This is a genomic window from Desulfosporosinus sp. FKB (assembly GCF_002196705.1).
In the GTDB taxonomy this organism is placed as follows: domain Bacteria; phylum Bacillota; class Desulfitobacteriia; order Desulfitobacteriales; family Desulfitobacteriaceae; genus Desulfosporosinus.
On record NZ_NADJ01000030.1, the window covers coordinates 21,751 to 39,314 of the forward strand.

Consider the following 17,564-nt stretch of genomic DNA (forward strand, 5'->3'; position numbering starts at 1 on the left):
TTCAGTCGTTTACATAAGTAACCCGCAAAAGTTCATCAATGGTGGTAACTCCTTCCAAAACCAGCTTTCCGGCAGCCTGTTTAAGAGTAGTCATCCCCTGCTTAATTGCATAGTCTCTTAATTCATCCGCAGTTGCCCGTTGATCAATAAGTTGCCGGTGTCCGGCCGTAATCGGCATGATCTCGAAAATAGCTATCCGGCCTTTATATCCACTCTTGTTACAGTATGAACAACCTTTTCCTCTCTTCAAGACAACGTTAGCTCCTTCAGATAGTTCCAGCAATGTATTCTCTTTGGGGCCTGGCAAATATTCAGTCTCGCATTGGCTGCAAATGCGGCGCACAAGCCGTTGAGATATAATTCCTAAAATCGAAGCCGAAAGTAAAAATGGCTCAACCTCCATGTCCATTAAGCGGGTAATTGAACTGGCCGCGTCATTGGTGTGAATGGTTGACAATACTAAATGGCCCGTCAAAGCAGAACGCACAGCGATTTGGGCCGTTTCATTATCCCGCATTTCACCTACCATAATTACATCCGGATCTTGCCGCAAAATCGAACGCAGTCCCGCCGCAAAAGTAAGCCCAGCTTTGGGATTAACCTGCATTTGATTGATTCCTTTAAAGTTAAACTCAACCGGGTCTTCAAGAGTTACAATGTTTTTTTCCGTGGTATTTAACTGGTTCAAGGCAGTATAAAGTGTAGTAGTCTTGCCGCTGCCCGTCGGCCCCGTGACCAAGACGATTCCGTAAGGCCTGGAGATTAAATCCTTAAAGACCGTTAAATCTTTCCCGCCCAGCCCTAAGGCTTCTGTCTCAAGAATAGTTGCTGATTTGTCCAAAATACGCAGAACAACTTTTTCGCCATACATTGTGGGTGCCGTCGACACTCGAAAGTCAATCATCTTTCCCCCGACAAAATAAGAAATCCGCCCATCCTGCGGCACGCGTCGTTCAGCGATATTGAGGTCGGCCATAATTTTAACCCTGCTGACAACCGGACCTGCCATACCAATCGGCGTCCGCATAATTTCCTGCAGCACACCATCGATTCTAAATCGCACTCGCAGTTCTTCTTCGATTGGCTCTATATGAATATCACTGGCATGATTGTTGACAGCATTCTCGATAATCGTGTTCAAAAATTTAATGATTGGAGTTGCTTCCTCGTCTCCGGTTTCCACTCCATAGACACCGGGCAAAGCAGACTGGTGCATTCCGGTAACAGGAGATACCCCCATCTGTTTCGCATAATCACGAGCCGCCTTTTCGGCTTCACTTCGGCCATAAAAACGATCAATAGCCCGGAGAATATCCTCTTTTTTAGCCAAACAGGGCTTCACCATCATCCCTGAAGCTATACGCAAATCCTCAATGGCAAAATAGTCCGTCGGATCATTCATTGCCACTAAAAGTTGAGCATTATTTAATTCCACCGGCAAGACCGTATATTTGCGAACAACATTCTCAGGCAGCAAACGCAGGACCTCTTCCGCTACAACCAAACGATTTAAGTCAACGGATGGCACCCCCAGCTGACTTTGCATCGTTCGCAGAATATCTTCTTCTGAGACAAGCCCCTGTCTGATAAGAACTTCCCCTAAACGAAGGCCTAGAGACTTTTGCAGAGCAAGAGCCTCTTCTAACTGGTTAGAGGAAATCACGCCGCCATTGATGAGAATTTCTCCGAGACGTTTGCGGTCTTGACGTAAGGCCATAATGTTTCCTCCTCTCCGTTATTTGAGGATACAGGAAAGGGTGTTTTGGTAAACACCCTTTCCTGGAATAGATTATTCAATTAGCTTCGTTTTACAAGTCAATATTATGGAGTAATGGTAACAACTTTGTCTTCAATGGTATTACCATTCTGATCTCGGGGATAGAGTACAACATTGAAACCATGCGCATTATCTGGATTTACAGTAAATGCCATAACAATTTCACCTTTATACATTCCCTGGTTTCCTGTTAAAAAATACGAATCCGAAGTATCTTGATCTAATAAATTGGGATAGTATGCTACAGCTGATTGACTTGTCCCATCATCCCATTCTGCAGCTCCAATTGTCCCGGTAAAAGGATTAGCGATTGAATTATTAGGATCACCCACTGTTGGGAAAGCTGTGCTCAACGTTGCTGCAAAGTCAGTTACGTTAGTACTTGCGTCATCAGCGCCGTCAGTCACTTTATTAAACCGTCCAATATTAGCTTGAACATAGGCCTCAACCATTCTCATATTTGTATCGATTCCCGTCGTCTTTGCAGCTGTTTTCACTGTTCCGACTTTAGGTATCAATACAATGGCTAAAATCCCTATCACCGCGATTACAATCATAAGTTCGATCAATGTGAAGCCTTCATCTTTTCTCTTCTTAATCAATTCCCCCAAACTCTTCATTCCTTTCATTTTATTGTGTACATTTTCTCTTTTCACTAGCTGCTAGGGACTAATGACCTATTGACTTTTTATGTTATGAAACAATATTATATGGTTCTTTTTGGAACGTCAATAAATTATTTTCCATTTTTTATTGTTATTTCCACCATAATTCGACATAACCAAGATGAAATTTAACACTATATTAGCAATTTCGTTGATAGATGATATTATTTGAAGTGCATTATAAATTATATGAATAATCTGATTTTTTAATTAATTAAGCAAACAATCAGCCCTGATTTATTGCTAAGATATCCCTCCTGTATATAACTTGCCAATTTGCAGGAGGGATAATCTTGTAGACCTATATTACTACAAGGGAGTCTCCCCAACTCTTGTTATGAAATTACTATGTATCATCTGATTACCAAAGTTCTTTTTTGGTAGTATTTAATTAATCTGTCATAATTAATTAATTGATTATATTAGAAGGATTTGATTAATTTTCCAAGAAATAATAATAAAAAGGAGGATGAGCATTTTGATTACTAAGAAACACTTGATCCTATGCTTTTTTACGATATGCATCTTTTTGCTGGCCTACACGCCTAAAGCCAGAGCTGCGACATCGACGGACCGGATTGCCGGCTATGACCGCTATCAGACGGCTGTAGCTGTCAGTCAAAGTGGATGGCCCGCTGGAGCTGATTGCGCCATACTCGCTTATGGAGAGGATTTTCCAGATGCCTTAAGTGCGGGACCCCTGGCACATAAATACAATGCTCCGATATTATTGACAGGGTCAGCTGCCTTGAATAGTGACACAGCTAATGAATTGAAACGTTTAATGGTCAAAAGAGTTTACGTCATCGGCGGTTATGCTGTTATCTCCAAAGAAGTAAACAATGAGCTTTCCTCCATGGATATCACAGTTGTACGCATTTATGGTCAGGATCGTTATGAAACTTCGCTCAAAGTAGCCCAAAAGGTAGGGTTAACCAAGGGAGTTTTTGTGGCGAATGGCACAGAATTTCCTGATGCTCTATCCGCTGGCCCCATCGCGGCCGCCAATGAGATGCCTTTACTCCTTGTACCACCGGATGATCTTACAAAGAGTCAAAAGTCTCTGATAGATAAGACAAAAATCCCCGTAAGTTACATCGTAACCGGAAATTCTGATCTCAGCGATAATGTCATTCAACGGTTTCCAAATTACGAAGTTATTGGTGGAGAAGATGCTTTTGAAAGAAATATTAACTTAATGACAAACTTTGGTGATAATCTAAATTTTGATACGATTTATGTCGCAACCGGTGAAAATTTCCCCGATGCGCTGGCCGCCTCGGCTTTAGCCTCGCTGAATAATAATCCTATTCTTCTGACTAAAGGCAATACAATTCCAGACTCAACGCTTTCCTTCATGAACTCAAATATTATTTCCGAGCTCCGCATTATAGGTGGTACCAGCGTAATTAACGATTCCACTGCCACAACCCTTGCTTCTCTACCACCTCAAATTGCCTCAGTTAAAGACATCAGCGACTTTGTCCAAGAAAAACAAGCTTACGAGCCGCCAAAAACCGTCACAGTTACCACAACAAAGGGCACTGAAGCAAAAGTTCCTGTAACCTGGACTTTGTCCTCTGTCACCTCCCTGTCTTCAGGAATCTATGACTATGAGGGAACTATCAAGGGCTATAGCGATAAAGTTCACTTAAGTCTAAACGTGACTCCAACCTGGAATAAAATCAGCGCCGAGACCGTCCAAAATGGCAACTTTTCCTTTCCAACAACCGTTGACGCTGTCATGAACGATAAAACAGTAAAATCCCTCCCGGTGACCTGGGATATAACAACTGCTAATTTAAATAAAGTCGGCACTTATACCTTTCACGGAACTGTTCCCGACTTAGATCAAAAAATAACGTTAACCCTGAAAGTAACCGAAGATGCCCCCATAGATTTTCCGGATACTGCATTGAAAACAGTTGTTTGTCATACTTTAGGTAAGCCAACGGATACGACGATCTACAAAAGTGATGCCCTAAATGTTACTGACTTATTTGCCAGCAATTCCGGAATTACAGATTTAACCGGCTTGGAATACTTTACGAATTTAAAAAATCTTTATCTGGGAAATAATAATCTTTCCTCAATAACTCCTTTGCGAAAGCTTACTAATCTAAAACATTTAGAACTAAGAGAATGTGGACTCAAGGATCTTGGTGCTTTAAAGGGGTTAACGTCTCTTACTTATCTTGACGCAGCCTCTAACAACATTTCGGATTTTTCTCCGTTGGAACAACTGACGCATTTAACGGTACTGTATCTTAGAGACAACGCCACTCTAAATTACGATCCCGTCAGATCATATTATAATAATTTAACGGGAAAGGATTTTTATTTATAACCTTGATATAAATTTTACCTAAATACTAGCTCAAAGTGAACTCGTTCAGCTAACGCTGAACATCGGGGTTTCGGTGGGGGACTCTACTCCCACTTGTAGAAGAGGGAGTCTTACGATTGGATAAAAATAAGAAGAAGGGGCTCAAATCGAGTTCCTTCTTCTTATTTTTTAGATATAGTCAATGACCATCGGCATTTTTTCAATAGCCTTTTTCAATTCGGGCCAGCAAAAGATTGTGGTTTGAATCATTACCTCACCAATCTCTTTGTTCGTTGTCGTAACAATTCCCAAATGCCCTAGACCTTCAACGAGCTTGCATAGCATTTGTATTTCTGTCCGATCGAGACGTGCTTTAACGATAAGGTCAGTATTATTAAATTGAGAGCTTACGGGAGATCCCGACGCTGCTCTAATACATTCATTAGTCATACTTTAATTCACCTTTAATCAAATTTCCTTTGTTATATCTAATGACGCTTCTTAAACGTCTTGAGTATTATATCAAACAACTTTGAGCGTCAATAATCCCCCTACAGACAGAATCCTTATTTAGGTTCTAAAAACTCTATCGCAAAGGGCATTTCTTCGATGGCTCTTTTCAAATCCGGCCAACAATGTTTCGTCGATTGAATCATGACTTCTCCCAAAGCTTTGTTCGTTGTGGTAACGACGCCTAAATGCCCTAATCCTTCAACAAGTTTATCGAGCATTTGCATTTCTTTCCTCTCCATGCGTGCTCTAACGACCACATCAACATCCGCAGGCAAACGGCTCAAAGACTCCGAATCGTGAGAATTCATTCATTCCTCTCCTTAATCGTTTAACTCTCCCTGGATATACCTTGGAGCTGAAGCAGATGAGTGTATAGGACTAAGATTAACGCTTACTTATTTACTATTTACTATTTACTATTTACTATTTACTATTTACTATTTACTTCTTCTCACTCTTCGCCCGCCGCAAGACACTGTAGGGCAAGATGTTCTGCGGTGTCCTGATTTTTATCTTCTGTTGGGCATGACGTGCCACCTCTAGAGGTTCCCCACTCATATCCCACATCTCCCGAATTTGAAACGACCAGGGCTTAGCTTGAGGAGTCAAGACTTCTAAGACCTCTCCGCATTTAAAGTTGTTCCGCTGCTCAACCCAGGATGCGTCTTGATCTGCAATCATGGGCATAGTCTCAGCCTCTTCCTCACTTAATCCTACCCCAACAAAATCGAAATCCCGCACATAATGAGAGGTTTCTAAATTATGAGATTTCGCCCCCGGCTTCCCAAATAAAAAGCCCGACGAATAATCCCGATGACTGACTTTGTCCATTTCTTCCAGCCACTGTGCCAGTTTCCCCTGAAATGATGATTCCCCATCCTCCCAGAGGGTATCGATAGCCTCCCGGTAGACTTTGACAGTGCTGGCGACATAATGGACACTTTTCATCCGGCCTTCAATTTTATAACTGTCCAAATTGAGAGGTTTTAATAAGGGCAAATGAGGTAACAAGCATAAATCATGAGAGTTGAAGACATAGGTTCCCCGTTCATCCTCTTCAACCGGAAACACTTCTCCCGGCCGTTTCTCTTCCACCAGGGCATATCCCCAACGGCAGGGTTGGGTACATTCTCCTCGATTGGCGTCCCTCCCGGTCAAATAGTTGCTCAGCAAACAACGACCGGAATAAGACATGCACATGGCGCCATGGATAAATACCTCTAAGCCGCCTTCTACCTTGGAACGAATTTCCCCCAGCTCCTCCAACGACAATTCCCGGGCTAAAACGACTCTTTCGATGCCCTGGTTCAGCCAGAACCGTATTGAATAAGAATTTGTGTTGTTTGCCTGAGTACTTAAATGCAGCGGCAAAGAAGGAGCTACTTCTTGAGCTAAAGCAATAATTCCCGGATCGGAAATAATGGCTCCGTCTACGCCTAAGGCTTCTAGACGTTTCAGATAGGCGGGAAGCTCTGCAAAATCTGCCTCATGGGCAAAAATATTGACGGTTATGTAGATCTTTTTTTGGAGCTTATGGGTCCAAACAACTGCCTGTTCTAATTCCTCCAGATTAAAATTCCCCGCAAATGCCCTCAGGCCAAACGATGGCCCACCCATATAAACTGCATCCGCTCCATAAGCCAGGGCATACTTGAGTTTTTCCCAATCTCCCGCAGGTGCTAATAATTCAGGTTTTTTCATGTTGTTCACCTAACTTTTTCCAAGAATCGCGCTATAAGAATAACCTATGAGTATCCCTAATTACTATACCCTAAATTAGCGTTTTTGTCGTCTTTAATGCCATGTTAAGTAAATGCAATATCATTTTAAATGAATGGATTCATAAATGAATTTTTGGAAATGCAACCCCAATATAGTTTTAAATTTTATCTATATGATACTGTCATTCAGTCTTAAGGCATTATCGGTAAAGCTTCACGAGATTCTCAGTCGACTAAAACTGCTTTAAACAAATGTCTGATAATTTCAACTAATTTTACTTCAAACTATCCTCTCTTAAGGAAATAAGTGGTATTATTATATTATTAACTTACTATGAAGAGGAGGATATTTCGGAAATGGCCGATCAGTATATCTTTCAAGGAACTGAAGACTATATTGTTTCGAAGAATTTGCAAAATAGTGTTAACATCTCCGTTGCTTTAAAAAGGCCGCTTTTAATCAAAGGAGAACCTGGTACAGGAAAAACCATGCTCGCTGAAAGTATTGCCCGTTCCCTAGGTCTCCCCCTATTTATTTGGAATATTAAATCCACCACCAAAGCACAAGATGGTCTTTATGTCTATGACACAGTTCAGCGTTTATATGACAGTCAATTTGGGGGACAGAATGTTTCGGAGATTAAACAGTACATTAAATTAGGCAAGCTTGGTGAGGCTTTTGACGCCAAGGAACGGGTTGTGCTGCTAATTGATGAAATTGACAAGGCTGATTTAGAATTCCCCAACGACTTACTTTGGGAATTGGATGTTATGAATTTCTATATACCGGAAACCGGGGAAACCATAACCGCCGTACAGAGGCCGATTGTTATTATCACGAGCAATGCTGAGAAAGAGCTTCCGGACGCTTTTTTACGGCGCTGCATTTTTCATTATATTGATTTTCCTGATCCGGAAATGATGACAGAAATTGTAAAGGTTCATTTTCCAGAACTGGAAGGCCAGCTGCTGGCAGAGGCTTTAAAGGCCTTCTACTGGGTACGCAGTATTTCAGGAATACAGAAAAAGCCCAGCACCAGCGAGCTTTTAGATTGGGTTCAGGCTTTGACCATCGGTGGGATTGCGCCGGAAACAATCTCCCAAGAGCTGCCTTTTTTAGGAGCTTTGCTTAAAAAGAATCAGGACTTTGACCTGACCTTGCGCCAATTACATACGCACGGCATGGAAAATCCGGCTCGCACCTCAAAACGTGGTTGGTAAGCTATGTTTACGAACTTTTTTTACCAATTACGACGAGAAGGCGTTCCCGTTTCCCTTACCGAGTGGATGACCTTAATGGAAGCTCTCAGTGTCGGCTTGGCTGATTCCAGTCTCTCCGGATTTTACTACTTGTCCCGGGCAATTTTAGTTAAAAGCGAAAGTCACTTTGACCAATATGATGTGGCATTTCAGAGATATTTTCAGGGGATCGAAACACCGGAACAATTGTTGGAGCAAGTTTCCCAATGGCTCGCCAATCCTCTTCCGCAAAAACTCTTTTCTGAAGAGGAACGGAATGAACTCCTAAAGAAACTAGGCTTACCGGATTGGGAAAGCTTACGAGCTGCTCTCGAAGAACGTCTGCGCATACAAGACGGGCCTCACCATGGGGGAAATACCTGGATCGGGACAAGCGGGACATCACCTTTCGGCCACTCCGGCTTCCATCCGGGAGGCGTAAGAATTGGCGGAAAATCTCACGGCCAATCCGCAGTAAAAGTGGCTGCTGAACGAAATTACAAGGAATACCGCCGGGACGAAACCTTGGGTGTTCGTCAATTTGAGCTGGCCCTACGCGGTCTGCGTCAGTTTAGTACTCGTCTGGAGGGAGCCAAGGACCAACTTGACCTGGATGCCACCATTGACGAAACCTGTAAAAATGCCGGGCAATTGAAACTTATCTGGACAAGACCCCGTAAAAATTCTGTCAAAGTCATTGTCCTCATGGATGCAGGCGGTTCCATGGTTCCCTATGCCAGAATCTGCAGTCAACTTTTCTCAGCAGTCCATAAATCATCGCATTTTAAAGATTTAAGGTTCTATTACTTCCACAACTGCATCTATGACCTTCTCTATCTTGATGCTTCCTGCAATCCCCGGAAAGCAATTAAAACAGAAAATATCCTGCAATCCCTCCACTCTGATTACAAAGTTCTCCTTATTGGAGATGCGGCCATGGCACCGAGTGAACTGCTGATGAGCGACGGCAACATTTTTTGGGATATCGGGAATACAGAGCCGGGAATAACCTGGCTGAAACGATTAGCGCAAAAGTTTCCCTATCAGGTGTGGCTTAACCCAATACCTATGGCCTATTGGGAACAGATTCACGGATATCAAACTATCAAAATGGTCCGGGAAATCTTCCCTATGTATGAATTAACTCTCGAAGGTCTAGATCGGGCTACTAAAAAGTTATTGGTGCGTAAATAGCCTCCTTACTGATACAATTTAATATTTTTGAGATGTTCTGCATAGGTCTTGGCAAAGGCATGATATCCGTCTTTTTTGGCCACATAATATAAATAATCCGTTTGGGCGGGGTACAAAGCCGCATGCAAAGAAGCATCTCCAGGGTTGGCAATCGGCCCCGGTGGTAAGCCGCGGTGAAGATAGGTATTATACGGTGAAGGTATCTGAAGATCCTTGTTAAAGAGTTTTGCTTTGGGCGTATCCAATAAAAATTGAATCGTAGCATCAACCTGAAGAGGCATGTTGCGCTTCAAGCGATTCATTATTACCGAAGCGATCAGCGGGCGATCCGTTGCTTTCACCGCCTCTTTTTCTACCAAAGAAGCTAGGCTTACCCACTGAAGTACCGTAAGCTTTGTACTGCTCAGCCGAGTTTGAACCTCAGGTGTCATTTCCTTGGCAAATTGCTGCAAGAACATGTCAATCACAGCGTGAGGACTCATCTTAGGATCGATGAAATAGGTGTTCGGGGAAAGAAAACCTTCTAAACGGTGAATTCCTGCCGGAGTTCCTTCAAGAAAAGAATAGGGAAAAGAATCTTCCGTGACAACTTTTGTATACTCTTCTTTACTACCGAGTCCTTTTTGCACAAGGAGATCAATAATTTGTTCCGTGGAATAACCTTCTGGAATCGTTATCCTAATAGAATTAGAAACCTCTTCGCCTTTGATTAACTGCTCAATAATTTCAGTCGGTGTCATAGTAGGTGATAGTTCATAATCCCCAGCATACATTTTAAAATTTGCCTTCTGTGACCGCACTAACCAACGAAACAAATTGGCACTGCGAATCAGGTGACGCTGTTCTAATTCAGTTGCTAATTGATCCGTTGTTGTTCCTGAAGTGATTGTAATTGTAACACTGTTCCCTGTTGAAGAGTAAGGTTTAGTAGCCCAGGACCACCACGACAACAATATGATGCTCCCCGCGAGCAAAAGTAAAATTATTCTCGCACGTAAATCCCTACCCTTTTTCTTTCCGGACACATTTTCACACTCTCTTTCCAAAAAGACCCAGATAAGCTTATGTTCCGATCCGCAAGATGCGATTAGCCGGGGCATAAGAATCCTGACCCAAAAACTGCTTTGTTACATTGCCTTTTTCGTCCTGGATTACTTTCCACACATTAACAACGATTCCTTTGGTCCCAATTTGATCTACTTTTACTCTGCCTCTTGGCAAACTCGAATCATAACGACGTATCGTTCTATAGTTCCTGACTTTCACGATTTGTCGTTCAAGGCGAATTGTTTTTCCTGTCTTTTTGCCATAAAGCTTAATCGTCAGTACCCCTGGTTTAACCTCTGTTCGTATATAGGCCAAGCTGCCTGTATTATTCTTAAATTTAAAATCGATGTTAGGGTAATTGACGGTGGCGTCCTGACCCGCTGGAATATAAGTCACTGCTACATCATGGTGTTTTCGTTCAACGACCTCTAAATTACTGAGGAGAACTGCATTGTAGAGGGTTGAGGAAACTTGGCATACGCCCCCTCCCGTCCCCTTAACATACTCGCCATTAATAATAACATAGGCTTCTTTATATCCGGTTTCAGGCTCCCTTGGTCCTACCGCATTATTAAAAGAAAACGTAGCCCCAGGCTTGATTGCTTTGCCGTCTAAAGCTTTAGCGGCCGCAGTCAAGTTAGTCGAACGATTAACTTCTCCGACGGCAAACTTCGTACTGAATTCGCCAAGAACAGAACCCGCCAAGGACTGGATGGATTCAGTCGTAACTTTCGCTGGAACCTCAACCAACGGAGCCTTAATTTTTTTTGGAACTTCAGAAAGGGAGCTATTCTGTAGATTATTAATTAATTGATCTGCCTCAACTTTTTTGCCCTTCTGAGCAGGAGTGATGACAACTTTATCGTTTTGAATTTTAAAGGTTGCATCTTTCGCTGGTTGATTAAATTTCTTTAACTTTTCTTCCAGAACTTTTGTTGCCAATTCAGGATTAGCTTTTAGAACACTTGGTATAACGTTATTAAGACCCTGACCTTGACTTTGACTTCGATTTTGCTGAGTGTTTTCCAGAGTTTTTTCGACATCAACTTCATATCCCAGCTCCTTTAAGGTGATGGGAATCTCCGTTTCATTGTACAACAGGATACGAGATTCTTCCAGTTTGTCCTTCGCCCAATCGTTAATTTTACTGGAGGCTTCACTTACAGGGACGCCACTTAAATCCAGATCATTATCTACTTTTGTCCCCTGAGGAATTACCTTACTCCCTTCGTTGGCCTCATTAGCCTCGTTATCCGGGTTCGCAGCGCTTTGAGTGGAAGGTCTCGAGGTATTGATATTAAGCTTGGATTGATTTGAAAAGGGACTGCATCCTCCAATAAGCCAACATAAAACAATACTCAGGAAAATAATAATAATTTTCAATGCCCACACCTCCACTTTCATGGATTTAGTATTTCCGTTGTTTTATGGCTTTATCGTCAAGATTTAGTCCTTTTAAAAATATACCTATATTAAAAAAACAAATGGCAGAAGAAACCCACTAGAAAAACTCTGTGAGGTCTTCTGTCATTATGTAAACTACTAATCTAAGATCTTTAATTAGTCCTCGTCTTAGTCCTCTTCAGATTCGACTAAGTTTTCCCAGGCGTCAGCGACTTTTTCCCACTCTTCATCATCTTCAATGTCGAGCAGCATTTCTCCGCCCTCATCATCTTTACCGAGCTTAAGAATAATGGCTTCATCGGCATCTTCATCTTCGGAGTCCTCCTCCGAAATAGGCATCAGCACAAAATAGGTTGAACCATCGACTTCCAAAGTGTCAAGATGAAGAAACTCATGGTCTTTTCCTTCATCATCAGTAAGTACAACTGTGTCAAATTCCTCAGCGTCATGCTCATGGTCATGGTCGTGGTCGTGGTCGTGGTCGTGTTCAGACATGTATTTCACCTCTTATCTAAGAATATGGACATTGTACTATTGTAGGTAATGATTGTCAAATATTCAATTAGGAATATTTCTTGCATGCCTGCGATCCAAGTATCCTTGAAGAATAAAGACCGCCGCCATCTTGTCAATCACTTGTTTCCTTTTGCCGCGAGAAACATCCGCTTCTAACAAAGTCCTCTGGGCGGCCACCGTGCTGAGACGCTCATCCCAACGCTCTACAGGAAGCCCAAACTCTGCACGCAAACGATCCACAAATTCATCCGTCAAAGCACAGCGAGGCCCCAACGTCCCATTCATATTCTTCGGATAACCAATAACGATCTCAGACACCTCATACTCTTTAAGCAATTCCCCTAATTCCTCAATTTCCCTCGAAGAGCGTCTAATAGTCTTAACTCCCTGCGCCGTCAAAAACAACGCATCACTCACTGCCACACCAATCGTCTTAGAACCAAAATCCAAGCCCATAATCCGCATCAAAATCCACCTTCCCTAAACCCCAGTCAACAACGCCCACCCCGCATCATCCTCCCATCCCCGGGAGACGGATAATTAACCCTAGTCATTTCCCGCTCTAAGACCCTTGAGCAAGGGGGGAGTGGCATAGCCGGAGCTGATCGATTTACGCCAGTTTGCGAAGCGGAGCCTATGCAACTCCCCCGACCCCAAGGACTTTCTTACAAAACGCCTCTCGCGTCCTCCCCATACCCGGGAGACGGAGCGATTCAACCCCAGCCACTCCGCTCCTAAGACCCTTGAGCAGAGGGAGTGGCATGGCCGGAGCTGAGCGATTTACGCCAGTTTGCGAAGCAGAGCCCATGCCACTCCCCCCGACCCCAAAGTCTTGCTTAAAACACCACCCAAGCCCCTCGTCCTCCCCCTACCTGGAAGACGGGCGATTCAACCCCAGCCACCTTCCGCTCCTAAGACCCTTGAGCAAGGGGGGAGTTGCATGGCCGGAGCTGAGCGATTTACGCCAGTTTGCGAAGCGGAGCCCATGCCACTCCCCCGACCCCAAAGACCCGGAAGAAAAATCGCCCGACTCCCGCCTAAACAATTTTCAAGCAAAAATGCGGACATACCCTCCCGCAATACCCGCAGAGCACACAGGCCTCCTGATCCACGACAGCTATCTTCTCAATATGTAAAGCGTTCTGTGGGCAAGCCTCCTGACAGCGTCCACATCCTTCACACCAGTCTGCAATATAAAGCTTCCTTGGTTTATGCTTAACCTTTTCCCGAAGAGCTTGAGGTACCTCTTGGCTGGACACCAGAAGAAGATTATAATCCACTTCATCAGGACTCGACATTCCTAAAGCCATAGCCTGAATACCCGGAACCTTTTTGATGAAATCAATAGCCTTTTGAGGATCTTGGCTTAAGTGACCGCCTCCAAACACTTTCATAGCATAAATTCCAACCCCGATCTCTGCGGCAAAGGACAGAGCCTGCAGCATATCATCCAAAGTGCCGTCAATAATCCCCAGTCCCTGGTAATTTATAATCGGGTGAATAACATCCAGCCCTGGCTGAAGGGCGCCTGCACGAACACCGTCTACAGCATGGGTAGAGATGCCAATCCAGCGCACCAACCCTTTTTCTTTGGCCCGCAGCAGTTCCTCCCAAGCTCTTGAATGTCCCTTTAACGTCAGAGCACTTTCTTGCTCATGAAGCAAAAAGAAATCCAGAACATCCCTCTTCAGTTCTGAACGCGCTTTCTCCAGGCTTTTACGCAAGTCTTGTTCCGTAACAGCGTAAGATTTGCTGATAATCCGAACCTGAGGAAAATCCTTGACAGCTTGGGCTATTTGCCCGTAGTTATCATATATTTCTGCCGTGTCAATCCAGTTGATCCCCTGTTCAAGAGCATATTTTAAAACGTCAACTCCCTGAGCTTCAGTAACTCGCCCCTGCAAGGGAGAAATGGCCAAACTTCCAAAACAAATCTCAGACACCATCGGTCCCCATGAACCTAGTTTAACCTGATTCATCTCTGTCTCCTTCCCTAATCAATGTCTTTAAGCGCTTTACGTACTTTTTCATTCCCAGGCAGCTCAGAGCAGTCGCAATCTCTGCTCCTTCACCGGCCAAAACCCTGGCGAAAGTAACAAACTCCGCACCACGATCAGTGATGCGGAGTTTCAAAACGTTAATTATCCCTGCCCCTGACACCAAGGCCAGTTTTGCTTTATTTCTCCTGCAAGTAGGACTTAACGAGTTCTTCGATCAGCTCAAAGCGTTCAAGTTTACGAATCATTGCCCGTGCCTGATTGTGGCTGGTTATATAGACCGGGTCACCCGACATGAGATAACCCACCATTTGGTTAATAGGGTCATATCCTTTTTCTTGTAAGGCCGCATAAACTTTCTGCAGAACCTCACGCGCGGATATATCTTCCCCGACAGCCTTAAACATCATGGTTTCTTCCATACGATCCATTTTCCTGTCCCCCTTTCGCTGTCCTTTGTTAACCTACTACCTATATATTCTCGCTGTCCTAGTTCTTCTCCTCTATTTCTTCAATAATCCTCGGAGAATCGTTGGCACTCGATCTATGGCCTCACCCAGCTTACTGGGGTCTTTCCCTCCGGCTTGCGCCATATCGGGACGGCCGCCGCCGCTCCCGCCGGCGATTTTCGCGACTTCCTTAATAATCTGTCCGGCATGAAGCCCGCTTAAACCTGTTGGACTGACTGTTGTAACAAAGTTTACCTTTCCTTCATGGACAGCCCCCAAAACTATGACTCCGGCCTTCAATTTACCGCGCAAAAGATCTGCCATCTGCCGAAGCCCTTCCATATCAGAGGCCTGAACTTGAGCAGCAAGTACAGAAATTCCTTCAATCTCAGCAACGCGGTTTAGTAAACCTTCCGCTTCATTTTTGCTGAGCTTTGCCTGAAGCTGCGAAATATCTCGCTCCAGATCCTTGACTTGAGCAACAAGACCTTGAACTCGTTTGCCCACATCTGTCGGTTGAGCTTTGAGCACTTGAGCAACTTCCATTACTTGCTCATCAAGGGTACGGAGATAATTCAAGGCTTCTAAACCTGCCACAGCTTCGATTCTGCGTAAACCGGCACCAATTCCGCCTTCACTGAGAATTTTAACCAGTCCGATTTCTCCCGTGCTGTGAACGTGAGTTCCGCCGCACAATTCCTTACTGAAGGTTCCCATGGTTACAACACGAACTCGTTCACCATATTTTTCGCCAAAAAGAGCAGTGGCTCCGCTTTGTTTAGCCTCATCCAAAGACATTTCCGTAGCATCAACGGTCATATTTTTTAAGACTGCCTCATTAATAAGGCCTTCAACCGCTTTTAGATCATCTGGAGTAAGGGGTGAAAAATGAGTAAAGTCAAAACGCAAGCGCTCTGGTGTCACCAAAGACCCTGCTTGCTGCACATGTTCTCCAAGAACAGAACGCAGTGCCGCTTGTAATAGGTGTGTAGCGCTGTGATGCCGTGCTGTTGCCATACGAGCCGAATTATCCACAGCTGCTTCTACGGTTTCTCCGACATGCAAAACCCCGCTCAGAATCTCAACCCGATGATATAGGGTTCCCGTAACTCCTTTTTTTACCTCCAAGACTCGAGCCTCCGCCCGTGAGGTTTTCAAGACACCCTTATCTGAGACTTGACCGCCGCTTTCGGCATAAAAGGGTGTTTCAGTCAAGAAAACAGTAACTTCTTCGCCTTCGCCGGCATCTTGCCTTTCTTCCCCATCCACAAATAAACCGACGATCTTTGTCGTATTGGAGATTTGCTGATAACCTACAAAAGGCGTTACTCCCAATGCTTTAACTTTTTGAACCAAATCCGCACTTTCAGCGACAGCCCGCATCTGCTGAGACTGTTCCTTGGCTCGCTGACGGTGTTCTTCAGCAGAAGTTTGGAAGGATGGCATATCTACAGAAAGTCCTTGTTCCGCCAAAATTTCTTCTGTCAATTCCACGGGAAAACCATAAGTCTCATAAAGGTAAAAAGCATCGGGACCGGCTAAAACCGTCTCTCCCTTCTCAATTAGCTCTTTGACCTTATCTTGCAGCATTTGCGTTCCTTGTTCCAACGTTGCCTGAAAGTTTTTCTCTTCTAAATTCAAATGATTAATAATAAAATTCTCATTTTCAATCAGTTCAGGATAGGCTTGAGCATAATCCCTTTGAATAATTCGAAATACCGACTCCAAGAATGGTTTATCAATCCCAAGAAGTTTGGCATAGCGAACTGCACGTCGTAAAATACGGCGTAAGACATACCCTCGTCCTTCATTATTTGGCCGAATTCCGTCTGCCAGCATAAAGGAAATCGCCCTTACATGATCAGAAACGACTTTCAAAGCAAGATCATTTTTAGGATTCTCCTTATACTTTATGCCCACAAGACTGGCAACAAAATCAATAATCGGGCGGAATAAGTCCGTATCGAAGTTAGTCTCCACTCCTTGCATAACAGAAGCAATCCGTTCCAAACCCATCCCCGTATCAATATTTTGTTTAGGCAAAGGTGTTAGGACTCCGGCCTCATCTCGATTATACTGCATGAAAACCAAATTCCAAATCTCCAAAAAGCGGTCGCAATCACATCCTACGGCACAATCCGGTTGACCGCACCCTCTGGACTCACCGAGATCAACATAGATTTCTGAACAAGGCCCGCAAGGTCCTGTCGGGCCGGCTGCCCAAAAGTTTTCCGGATCTCCAACGATTCTTTCCGGCTTAACTCCGGCTTTTTCAATCCATAGTTTTTTCGCTTCCTCATCTTCCGGATAAACGGTAATCCAAAGCTTCTCGGCAGGTATTTTCAAGACTTCAGTTACATATTCCCAGGCCCAGGGAATTACTTCATTTTTAAAATAATCGCCAAACGAAAAATTTCCCAACATCTCAAAATATGTATGATGACGTGCGGTTTTCCCCACCTCTTCCAGATCCGGCGTACGCACACATTTCTGAGCCGTTGTGGCTCTGGGAAATGGAGGCTCAACGCGGCGCTGAAAGTACGGCTTAAAGGGAACCATGCCCGCAACCGTTAGCAACAAGGTTGGATCATCTTTAGGAATGAGCGAAGCACTAGGTAATATCTTATGCCCTCTCTCCTCAAAAAACTTGCGAAACATATCCCTTAATTGATTACCTGTATACATTCGAAAACACTCCTTTAGATTCATCGCACTA

17 protein-coding genes are annotated in these 17,564 nt (G+C 43.9%); 3 read left to right on the forward strand and 14 right to left on the reverse strand.

Annotated features, from left to right (window positions below):
* Position 1 precedes the first annotated feature (1 nt).
* Together B5Y67_RS09505 and B5Y67_RS09510 are read right to left on the reverse strand one after the other, a co-directional pair.
* A complete protein-coding gene (locus B5Y67_RS09505) occupies positions 2-1,717 on the reverse strand; it encodes an ATPase, T2SS/T4P/T4SS family (protein WP_088226211.1) in 1,716 nt (571 codons plus the stop codon).
* Between the two features lie 104 nt (positions 1,718-1,821).
* Positions 1,822-2,379 carry a prepilin-type N-terminal cleavage/methylation domain-containing protein gene (locus B5Y67_RS09510; RefSeq protein ID WP_088226270.1) on the reverse strand — a complete coding sequence of 186 codons (558 nt, stop codon included), beginning with the start codon at positions 2,377-2,379 and terminating at the stop codon, positions 1,822-1,824.
* Between the two features lie 532 nt (positions 2,380-2,911).
* Here B5Y67_RS09510 and B5Y67_RS09515 point away from each other — a divergent pair.
* Complete coding sequence (locus B5Y67_RS09515; RefSeq protein WP_088226212.1) at positions 2,912-4,789, forward strand: cell wall-binding repeat-containing protein; 1,878 nt, start codon at positions 2,912-2,914, stop codon at positions 4,787-4,789.
* Positions 4,790-4,957: 168 nt separating this feature from the next.
* On the opposite strand, the gene B5Y67_RS09520 is transcribed toward B5Y67_RS09515, so the two are convergent.
* The 3 genes from B5Y67_RS09520 to B5Y67_RS09530 form a co-directional block, all read right to left on the reverse strand.
* Positions 4,958-5,218 carry a DUF4911 domain-containing protein gene (locus B5Y67_RS09520; RefSeq protein WP_088226213.1) on the reverse strand — a complete coding sequence of 87 codons (261 nt, stop codon included), beginning with the start codon at positions 5,216-5,218 and terminating at the stop codon, positions 4,958-4,960.
* 116 nt (positions 5,219-5,334) lie between these two features.
* Positions 5,335-5,589 carry a DUF4911 domain-containing protein gene (locus B5Y67_RS09525; protein WP_088226214.1) on the reverse strand — a complete coding sequence of 85 codons (255 nt, stop codon included), beginning with the start codon at positions 5,587-5,589 and terminating at the stop codon, positions 5,335-5,337.
* Positions 5,590-5,722: 133 nt separating this feature from the next.
* Positions 5,723-6,982, reverse strand: coding sequence for a U32 family peptidase (locus tag B5Y67_RS09530; RefSeq protein ID WP_088226215.1), 1,260 nt, complete (start codon positions 6,980-6,982; stop codon positions 5,723-5,725).
* 377 nt (positions 6,983-7,359) lie between these two features.
* On the opposite strand from B5Y67_RS09530, the gene B5Y67_RS09535 reads away from it, so the two are divergent.
* Together B5Y67_RS09535 and B5Y67_RS09540 are read left to right on the forward strand one after the other, a co-directional pair.
* Positions 7,360-8,223, forward strand: a complete 864-nt coding sequence (locus B5Y67_RS09535; RefSeq protein ID WP_088226216.1) for a MoxR family ATPase — start codon at positions 7,360-7,362, stop codon at positions 8,221-8,223.
* Between the two features lie 3 nt (positions 8,224-8,226).
* Complete coding sequence (locus tag B5Y67_RS09540; protein ID WP_088226217.1) at positions 8,227-9,435, forward strand: VWA domain-containing protein; 1,209 nt, start codon at positions 8,227-8,229, stop codon at positions 9,433-9,435.
* A gap of 5 nt (positions 9,436-9,440) precedes the next feature.
* On the opposite strand, the gene mltG is transcribed toward B5Y67_RS09540, so the two are convergent.
* The 9 genes from mltG to alaS form a co-directional block, all read right to left on the reverse strand.
* Positions 9,441-10,460, reverse strand: a complete 1,020-nt coding sequence (gene mltG, locus B5Y67_RS09545; RefSeq protein ID WP_088226218.1) for an endolytic transglycosylase MltG — start codon at positions 10,458-10,460, stop codon at positions 9,441-9,443.
* Between the two features lie 37 nt (positions 10,461-10,497).
* Positions 10,498-11,865: a VanW family protein gene (locus tag B5Y67_RS09550; protein WP_242975921.1), complete on the reverse strand. Its 1,368-nt coding sequence runs from the start codon at positions 11,863-11,865 to the stop codon at positions 10,498-10,500.
* 189 nt (positions 11,866-12,054) lie between these two features.
* Complete coding sequence (locus B5Y67_RS09555; protein WP_088226220.1) at positions 12,055-12,381, reverse strand: DUF1292 domain-containing protein; 327 nt, start codon at positions 12,379-12,381, stop codon at positions 12,055-12,057.
* 63 nt (positions 12,382-12,444) lie between these two features.
* Positions 12,445-12,867 (reverse strand): Holliday junction resolvase RuvX, encoded by a 423-nt coding sequence (gene ruvX / locus B5Y67_RS09560; protein WP_088226221.1) that lies wholly within the window; start codon positions 12,865-12,867, stop codon positions 12,445-12,447.
* A gap of 169 nt (positions 12,868-13,036) precedes the next feature.
* Positions 13,037-13,210, reverse strand: coding sequence for a hypothetical protein (locus B5Y67_RS25305; protein ID WP_170932651.1), 174 nt, complete (start codon positions 13,208-13,210; stop codon positions 13,037-13,039).
* A 229-nt stretch (positions 13,211-13,439) separates the two neighbouring features.
* The gene (locus B5Y67_RS09565) at positions 13,440-14,381 is read right to left on the reverse strand and encodes an aldo/keto reductase (RefSeq protein ID WP_088226222.1); all 942 of its coding nucleotides are present in this window, start codon (positions 14,379-14,381) and stop codon (positions 13,440-13,442) included.
* Positions 14,368-14,535 carry a hypothetical protein gene (locus B5Y67_RS09570; RefSeq protein ID WP_170932652.1) on the reverse strand — a complete coding sequence of 56 codons (168 nt, stop codon included), beginning with the start codon at positions 14,533-14,535 and terminating at the stop codon, positions 14,368-14,370. Before B5Y67_RS09570 ends, B5Y67_RS09565 begins: the two co-directional genes overlap by 14 nt.
* Before the next feature lie 43 nt (positions 14,536-14,578).
* Positions 14,579-14,830 carry an IreB family regulatory phosphoprotein gene (locus B5Y67_RS09575; protein ID WP_088186334.1) on the reverse strand — a complete coding sequence of 84 codons (252 nt, stop codon included), beginning with the start codon at positions 14,828-14,830 and terminating at the stop codon, positions 14,579-14,581.
* A 72-nt stretch (positions 14,831-14,902) separates the two neighbouring features.
* On the reverse strand, positions 14,903-17,533 hold the full coding sequence (alaS, locus tag B5Y67_RS09580) for an alanine--tRNA ligase (protein ID WP_088226224.1): 2,631 nt from the start codon (positions 17,531-17,533) through the stop codon (positions 14,903-14,905).
* Between the last annotated feature and the right edge of the window lie 31 nt (positions 17,534-17,564).

What these genes read in the sequence shown, in the direction of transcription:
- B5Y67_RS09530 (WP_088226215.1), bottom strand. Translation starts at nt 6,982, where the DNA reads ATGAAAAAACCTGAATTATTAGCACCTGCGGGAGATTGGGAAAAACTC.
- B5Y67_RS09520 (WP_088226213.1), bottom strand. Translation starts at nt 5,218, where the DNA reads ATGACTAATGAATGTATTAGAGCAGCGTCGGGATCTCCCGTAAGCTCT.
- B5Y67_RS09535 (WP_088226216.1), top strand. Translation starts at nt 7,360, where the DNA reads ATGGCCGATCAGTATATCTTTCAAGGAACTGAAGACTATATTGTTTCG.
- B5Y67_RS25305 (WP_170932651.1), bottom strand. Translation starts at nt 13,210, where the DNA reads ATGGGCTCTGCTTCGCAAACTGGCGTAAATCGCTCAGCTCCGGCCATG.
- B5Y67_RS09575 (WP_088186334.1), bottom strand. Translation starts at nt 14,830, where the DNA reads ATGGATCGTATGGAAGAAACCATGATGTTTAAGGCTGTCGGGGAAGAT.
- B5Y67_RS09540 (WP_088226217.1), top strand. Translation starts at nt 8,227, where the DNA reads ATGTTTACGAACTTTTTTTACCAATTACGACGAGAAGGCGTTCCCGTT.
- alaS (WP_088226224.1), bottom strand. Translation starts at nt 17,533, where the DNA reads ATGTATACAGGTAATCAATTAAGGGATATGTTTCGCAAGTTTTTTGAG.
- B5Y67_RS09525 (WP_088226214.1), bottom strand. Translation starts at nt 5,589, where the DNA reads ATGAATTCTCACGATTCGGAGTCTTTGAGCCGTTTGCCTGCGGATGTT.
- ruvX (WP_088226221.1), bottom strand. Translation starts at nt 12,867, where the DNA reads ATGCGGATTATGGGCTTGGATTTTGGTTCTAAGACGATTGGTGTGGCA.
- B5Y67_RS09515 (WP_088226212.1), top strand. Translation starts at nt 2,912, where the DNA reads ATGAGCATTTTGATTACTAAGAAACACTTGATCCTATGCTTTTTTACG.
- B5Y67_RS09555 (WP_088226220.1), bottom strand. Translation starts at nt 12,381, where the DNA reads ATGTCTGAACACGACCACGACCACGACCACGACCATGACCATGAGCAT.
- B5Y67_RS09565 (WP_088226222.1), bottom strand. Translation starts at nt 14,381, where the DNA reads ATGAATCAGGTTAAACTAGGTTCATGGGGACCGATGGTGTCTGAGATT.
- B5Y67_RS09505 (WP_088226211.1), bottom strand. Translation starts at nt 1,717, where the DNA reads ATGGCCTTACGTCAAGACCGCAAACGTCTCGGAGAAATTCTCATCAAT.